The sequence below is a fragment of the Nostoc sp. CALU 1950 genome (genome assembly GCF_051172895.1).
Lineage (GTDB): Bacteria > Cyanobacteriota > Cyanobacteriia > Cyanobacteriales > Nostocaceae > Nostoc > Nostoc edaphicum_A.
This window is the reverse complement of record NZ_JBDNJQ010000044.1, coordinates 43,262-49,868: the sequence shown is the minus strand read 5'-3', so window position 1 is coordinate 49,868 and position 6,607 is coordinate 43,262. Positions and strand designations below refer to the sequence as shown.

5 protein-coding genes are annotated in these 6,607 nt (G+C 44.2%); 3 read left to right on the top strand and 2 right to left on the bottom strand.

Annotation, left to right across the window (positions count from 1 at the left end):
• Nucleotides 1-215: 215 nt before the first annotated feature.
• Entirely contained in the window at nucleotides 216-1,256 is a 1,041-nt protein-coding gene (locus ABF638_RS14545; protein ID WP_181928866.1) for a hemolysin family protein, read from the top strand.
• A gap of 200 nt (nucleotides 1,257-1,456) precedes the next feature.
• On the opposite strand, the gene ABF638_RS14540 is transcribed toward ABF638_RS14545, so the two are convergent.
• The gene (locus tag ABF638_RS14540) at nucleotides 1,457-3,727 is read right to left on the bottom strand and encodes a RelA/SpoT family protein (RefSeq protein WP_435023377.1); all 2,271 of its coding nucleotides are present in this window, start codon (nucleotides 3,725-3,727) and stop codon (nucleotides 1,457-1,459) included.
• 295 nt (nucleotides 3,728-4,022) lie between these two features.
• On the opposite strand from ABF638_RS14540, the gene patD reads away from it, so the two are divergent.
• Complete coding sequence (gene patD / locus ABF638_RS14535; protein WP_069074330.1) at nucleotides 4,023-4,376, top strand: heterocyst frequency control protein PatD; 354 nt, start codon at nucleotides 4,023-4,025, stop codon at nucleotides 4,374-4,376.
• Between the two features lie 135 nt (nucleotides 4,377-4,511).
• On the opposite strand, the gene ABF638_RS14530 is transcribed toward patD, so the two are convergent.
• Nucleotides 4,512-4,898 carry a TetR-like C-terminal domain-containing protein gene (locus ABF638_RS14530; RefSeq protein WP_435023374.1) on the bottom strand — a complete coding sequence of 129 codons (387 nt, stop codon included), beginning with the start codon at nucleotides 4,896-4,898 and terminating at the stop codon, nucleotides 4,512-4,514.
• A gap of 85 nt (nucleotides 4,899-4,983) precedes the next feature.
• Here ABF638_RS14530 and ABF638_RS14525 point away from each other — a divergent pair, with 85 nt between their 5' ends.
• On the top strand, nucleotides 4,984-6,504 hold the full coding sequence (locus tag ABF638_RS14525; RefSeq protein WP_435023380.1) for a DHA2 family efflux MFS transporter permease subunit: 1,521 nt from the start codon (nucleotides 4,984-4,986) through the stop codon (nucleotides 6,502-6,504).
• The last annotated feature ends 103 nt before the right edge of the window (nucleotides 6,505-6,607 follow it).

The following is a 6,607-nucleotide window of genomic DNA, read 5'->3' as shown; positions in this document are numbered from 1 at the left end:
TCGCCGTCTCTACAAAAGACCGATTATTGTAGAGACGGCGATTTATCGCGTCTTTTGCCTTAACCGAACCGTATTGAGTGCTATGGGAGCAAAGCAAAGCATTCCCGGACGATGAGCTTAAACTAGGAAAGCGGTAAACTCAGAAGATAACAAGATAGCAACTCCTTTGGCTATCAGTTAAGCTCAACTTTCGCTTCCCATACTTGGGAAACTATATGCTACAGCTTGTAATCATTGTGTTTGTTGTTCTTTTAGGTTCAGCGCTTTGTTCTAGTGTAGAAACGGCCCTGTTCTCTGTTTCGACCCTAAGAGTTAGACAATTAGCACAATCAAATAATCGTTCAGTAGTAACACTTTTAGCGATTCGTGAAAACATGAATCGGCCTATTGCGGCTATTGTAATCCTCAACAATACTTTCAATATCATTGGCAGTATTCTCACAGGTAATATTGCTACTCAAGTATTAGGAGATAGATGGCTTGGTGTATTTTCAGGGGTATTAACATTCTTGATTATCATCTTTGGTGAAATCATCCCAAAGACAATTGGAGAGCGTTATTCTGAACAAATCGCTATACTTGCGGCTATACCTGTGGCTGGACTTGCTATTGCTTTCACACCCTTAGTTTGGATTCTAGAAAATGTTACTGCACCTTTTTCTAAAGGGCAAAAACGACCAACCACCAATGAGGCTGAAATAAAGCTGTTGGCAAAGATTGGGCATCAAGAGGGAATTATCGAAAGCGATGAAGCAGAAATGATCCAGCGAGTGTTTAGATTAAATGATGTGACTGCATCTGATTTAATGACACCCCGAATCATGTTGACATATATCTACGGGGATATGACTCTTGCTGAAGCGAAAGCCAACATTATTGCGTCTCAACACACCCGGATTATTGTAATAGATGGATCTCTTGATGAAGTCATTGGATATGCTTTAAAACAGAAATTACTGACAGCAATGGTTGAAGGAAGTAACAATCAAAAGATTTCTAGTCTGACTAGAAAAGTGAACTTTGTCCCTGAGATAATTCGGGCAGATAAATTGTTGAAAAACTTCATAGAAGCTCGTGAACATCTTGCAGTAGTGGTAGACGAATATGGAAGCATCGCTGGTGTCATCACTTTGGAAGATGTGCTTGAGGTGATAACTGGTGAGATTGTAGATGAAACTGATAGAACTGTTGATTTACAAGAAATTGCCCGCAAGAAGCGAGAAAAAATGTTGCAGTCTATGAATATTAACAATTAACCTTCTCTGCGGTTCGACTCCTAAAAACGATCGCTCAATCATGATCCTAATACCAATTCAATTAATGGTTGCAACACATCCTTGGGTAAAGACGCGATGAATCGCGTCTCTACAAGATGGTCTATTTGTCGCATTCTTTTTTCAGATTGGTATGAACTGGTGCGTTAACGCAGTGTAACGCACCTTAGCAATTGGCAAACTTACTCGTCAATTTGACCAACGCGGCGGATATTCAAAATGTCGCTCATTTTCTTAATTTGGACGAACACTTGCTCTAGTTGAGAGCGATCGCGTATATCTATTCCTAAGTCCATCAATGCAGGTTGACCAGCAGAGGTTTTCACCTGAGCATGGCGAACATTAATCCCTTGGTCACTCAACCGTGACAAAATATCCTTTAGCACCCCTACGCGGTCAAGGGCTTCAATTTGAACATCCACTGGGTATGTATGCGGACGACCACTATTTTCTGCACCTGGGTTCCACCTAACTGGTACTAAGCGCTCATACTCCACAGTCTCCAAATTATGGCAGCCTTGGCGATGGATTGAAATACCCCTACCTCGCGTCACCACACCAATAATTGGTTCGCCAGGAATCGGGGTACAACACCCAGCTAAATAATATACCAAACCTTCCACCCCAAAAATTGGCGAATCTGTGGAGCGTGAGGTCGTTGGAGGTGCATCTCGCAAAGCTTTTGATGTCGCTGGTTCTTTGGGGATAAATGGCGACACAGTGGAAGCTGGTTGTTGTCCCTTCGCTACTTCTCGCCAGCGATTTAGCACTAGGTTCAAGGTAATTTCACCGTAACCCAAACCAGCGAGTAAATCATCTACGCTGTGGTAATTACACTTTTCGGCGACAATCTGCATCGCATCGGACTTCAGCAAACTATCAAAACCAGTTTTACCAAGTTCCTTTTCTAACAACTCCCGTCCACGGGCAACATTTTCTTCCCGGCGCGATCGCTTGTACCATTGTTTTATCCGATATTTCGCTGCCGAAGTTCTGGCAAAGTTCAACCAATCTAAACTCGGATGGCAGTTCTTTTGGGTTAAAACCTCGACAATATCGCCATTTTGCAGCCGCGTTGACAGTGGCACCATTCGCCCATTCACCCGCGCCCCTGAACAGTGATTCCCTACTTCCGTATGAATGCGATAAGCAAAATCTACAGTGGTAGCACCAGGACTTAAAGGAACAACATCCCCCTTAGGGGTGAAGACATAGACATCATCTTCAAATAGATTATCTTTGACGCTATCAAGATATTCTTGGGCATCCTTAAGATCAGTTTGCCATTCCAGCAGTTGCCGTAGCCAAGTAAACTTGTCATCTGTCGCTGTCAAATGGCTAATACTAGAACCACCTGTTTCTTTATACTTCCAATGGGCGGCAATCCCATACTCGGCGATATGATGCATTTCGATTGTCCGAATTTGCACCTCTAAAGGACGGCCAGTTAGTCCAATCACCCCAGTATGTAACGACTGGTAGCGGTTAGGCTTTGGTAGTCCAATGTAGTCTTTAAATCTCCCAGGAATTGGGCGAAAAGCATCATGAACCACCGCCAACGCCCGATAGCATTCCTCATTAGTTTGAACAATAATTCGCAGCGCTGCCAAATCGTAAATTTCATGAAATTCCTTTTGCTGGCGGTGCATTTTTTGGTAAATGCTATAAAGGTGCTTGGGACGACCGCTGATATCCTGAAACTGGATTCCGGCTTGCTGCAAACGCTCTTGCAACATGTTCGTAGCTCTAGCCAATTTCTCTTCTCGCGCCGTCCGTTTTTCGGAAACATGCTCCTGCATTTGGCGGAAAGCTTCTGGTTCCAAATATTTAAAAGCCAAATCTTCCAGTTCCCATTTAATTCGCCAAATTCCCAAGCGATTGGCTAAGGGCGCGAATATATCTCGCGTTTCCTGGGCACTGCGGCGGCGGCTGGCCTCTGACATATATTGTAAAGTTCGCATATTATGCAAACGATCTGCCAATTTCACCACAATTACCCGAATATCTTGCGCCATTGCCAAAAACATCCGCCGGAAGTTTTCGGCTTGGCTTTCGGTTTTGCTGGTGAAATTGATTTTAGAAAGCTTTGTGACACCTTCGACCAATTGCCGCACTTCTGGGCCAAAGCGTTCTTCTATTTCTTGACTTGTAACTTCTGTATCTTCAACGACATCATGGAGAAATCCAGCTGCTATCATAGCAGCACTACCTCCCAAGTCACGCAGCAAGTCGGCTACAGCAATGGGATGGGCAATGTATGGTTCTCCAGATTTGCGGTATTGACCTTGATGCAATTGGTAAGCAAATTCAAATGCGCGACCAATCAAGACTGTATCGCTATGCCTTCGGTCATCTTCCCCTGCGCCGCTAGTTGTGGATGACTCCTTCAAACATTTTTTTAACCATTCCGGAATGGCGAGATCAACTGATGAATTTATAGCTAGACTGCTCATACAATTGGGTTTGGATAGGATCGGTAGATAACTGAATGATAAATAAAACTGGCAGCATCGCTCTAAGAAGATGCTGTCGCCCAGAGAAGGGTAGAAAAAACAGTGTAAGGATGATTCTCCAATTGCAGACGGTAGTCATCCACTGCGGGTTTCAAGGATCATAAACTTGAAAATCCATTGATGGCAAACAAAGCCTCAAACCATGATTTGAGGCTTTTAGTGCTGATAAGTACTTAAGAAAGTTTATTGTAGAAGAAAAATTACTTGACATTAATACTATCTTAACTAGCACTGGATGTCTTTAAACCGTGAGAAATATCTGGCACTCGTAACCTTGCTAGAGCAATTACGCTCCGATGCCACAACTACCCAAATAGTTGCACCTGAACTGCGACAGCGTATAGCCTCCTTGCAGCAATTTTTCGGGCAAGAGATTGTGCCTTTGGCTGATGAAAACTGGCGAGTGCAGTCTTATCAAACGGAGATGAGCAAGCAATTGCGCTTGTTGGAAATAGATGTAATGTTTTTCCAAGGAGCGCGGCAAGCATCTACTGCACAAACGAGACTTCAGACGATTTGCGATCGCTTGACAACCCTCATTCAATACTGTGATGCCATTCTGCAACCAGAAGCGGAAGGAGAAAAATAACAACTGTTCACCTTTTTCTCTAATTTCTCCATCATCTCATTTATGACCTATGATGGAAAGTTATTTTGCTAACAAGTTGGAATTGGGCATGGGGAATGGGGCATTGGGCATTGGTTATTCCGTCTCCCTTGCACCCTACTCCCTATTCCCTACTCCCTTTATCAAAAGATTCATGGTGCGGCGCATGTATGCTTCTACTGGCTCGGTTGTGGGTTTGAAGATTAGCGCATAGTATAGTGACCCGCTTACAAGGTCGATAATTAGTTCTACGTCTGCATCCTTGTGAATTTCGCCTCTAGACTTGGCACGCTCAAGTATTTTAGAAAAGGCTTCACGTCGGAGTTTTGTATATTTTGTCCAGTAAACCTCTGCAAACTGAGGATTGCTAGACGCTGTACTAATGATCAGCGCAAGTGTCTGACGTCCAAGGGGACTATCTATTTTTTTGGCGGCATTATTAATCAGGATATCCATGTCTCCCCAAAAGCTATCAGTATCGGGGATCACTAAATCATCTCTCAAACTTTCGATCGCGTCTGCAACTAATTCTTCTTTGGAAGTGTAACGCCGATAGATGGTCGTTTTACCAACTCCAGCACGGGAAGCGATCGCTTTTACGGCTTCCCTTGGTGCGATCTTAGAAGTAATTGATACCAGTATTGTTAACGTTGCCCTGACAGATATACAGGCTAGTTTGGGTGCAACTGTCAGTGAGGTTGGCTGGGTAGTAACTGGATATGCGATCGCAAATGTCGTCTTAATTCCCTTATCTGCATGGCTGGGAGATTACTTTGGACGCAAAACCTACTTCATTTTCTCGTTGATTGGCTTTACCCTGGCCTCGGTTTTATGCGGGTTGGCATTTAATCTCCCAATGCTAGTTTTTTCTCGAATTCTTCAAGGTTTATGTGGTGGCGGATTGCTAGCTAAAGCCCAAGCGATTTTGTTCGAGACTTTTCCACCTGCTGAACAGGGTTTAGCACAAGCAGTTTTTGGGGTAGGTGTAATTGCTGGCCCAGCCATCGGCCCGACTTTAGGGGGATTTTTAGTAGATGGTTTGGGCTGGCGGTGGATTTTCTTTGTGAATATTCCCTTCGGGATCGTTGCAGTGGCGATGTCAGTGGTATTTTTGCCCAAAGATAAAGACAAAAGCGAGACACAAAGTCAAGCCGTCGATTGGTTCGGGATTGGGTTTTTAGTTATCGCTATTGGCTGTATGCAAACTTTGTTAGAGGAAGGAGAGAAAGAAGACTGGTTTTCCTCTGGTTTTATTACCACATTAGCGATCGCCAGTATTATCGGATTAGGACTATTTATTTGGTACGATTTGAAAATAGACCATCCTGCCGTTGACTTGAGAGTTTTACGTCACCGTTCTTTAGCTGCTGGAAGTGTGTTATCAGCCGTGGTAGGAATGGGGCTTTATGGCACGCTCTTTGCTGTGCCGATATTTGCTCAGAGTGTGCTGCACTTTACGGCAACGCAGACAGGACTATTGTTAGCACCTGGTGCTTTAGCATCTGCGATCGTTATGGTTTTATTAGGCAAACTGTCTAGTAAAATTGATGCCCGATTTTTAATTGCGATGGGTGCTGTCGGATCGTCTGGAGTCATGTTTCAACTAGCAGCAATTACCCCACAAACTGGCATAGATGATTTATTTTGGCCATTGGTATGGCGTGGGGCTTTTACTGTGTTGATGTTTCTCCCTTTGAGTTTGGCAGTTTTAGGCCCGCTACCTAAGCAAGATATTTCTGCCGGCTCTGGTTTCTACAATCTCACTCGACAACTGGGTGGTAGCATTGGCATTGCCCTACTCACCACCTTACTTGACCGACGACAAGCTTTTCATCGAGACATCCTGTTAGCAAAACTTAGTCCTTATGACCCAGAAACCAATCAGCGCCTCGATGCGCTCAACGGGGCACTCCAAGGTCAAGGTATGGATGCGACAACGGCTCAACAACAAGCACTAGCTTTATTAAGTCAAACAGTAGATACCCAAGCTGCTGTTTTGTCTTACGCAGATTGCTTTCGGGTGGTAGGGGTAGGCTTCCTTTGCTCATTACCTCTGTTGCTATTCTTGGGTAAAGGTGGTGCAGGAGTAAAAGCGCCAGTTGCTCACTAGTATTCTGTATCGTTAGTTATGAGTGGTTAGCGGTGGTCAGATCCCCGACTTCTTCAAGAAGTCGGGGATCTCGTAGCCCAGCAAAACTACGTAAAAACACGGC

Coding starts and splice junctions, on each gene's coding strand:
- patD (WP_069074330.1), top strand. CDS start 4,023: ATGTCTTTAAACCGTGAGAAATATCTGGCACTCGTAACCTTGCTAGAG.
- ABF638_RS14545 (WP_181928866.1), top strand. CDS start 216: ATGCTACAGCTTGTAATCATTGTGTTTGTTGTTCTTTTAGGTTCAGCG.
- ABF638_RS14540 (WP_435023377.1), bottom strand. CDS start 3,727: ATGAGCAGTCTAGCTATAAATTCATCAGTTGATCTCGCCATTCCGGAA.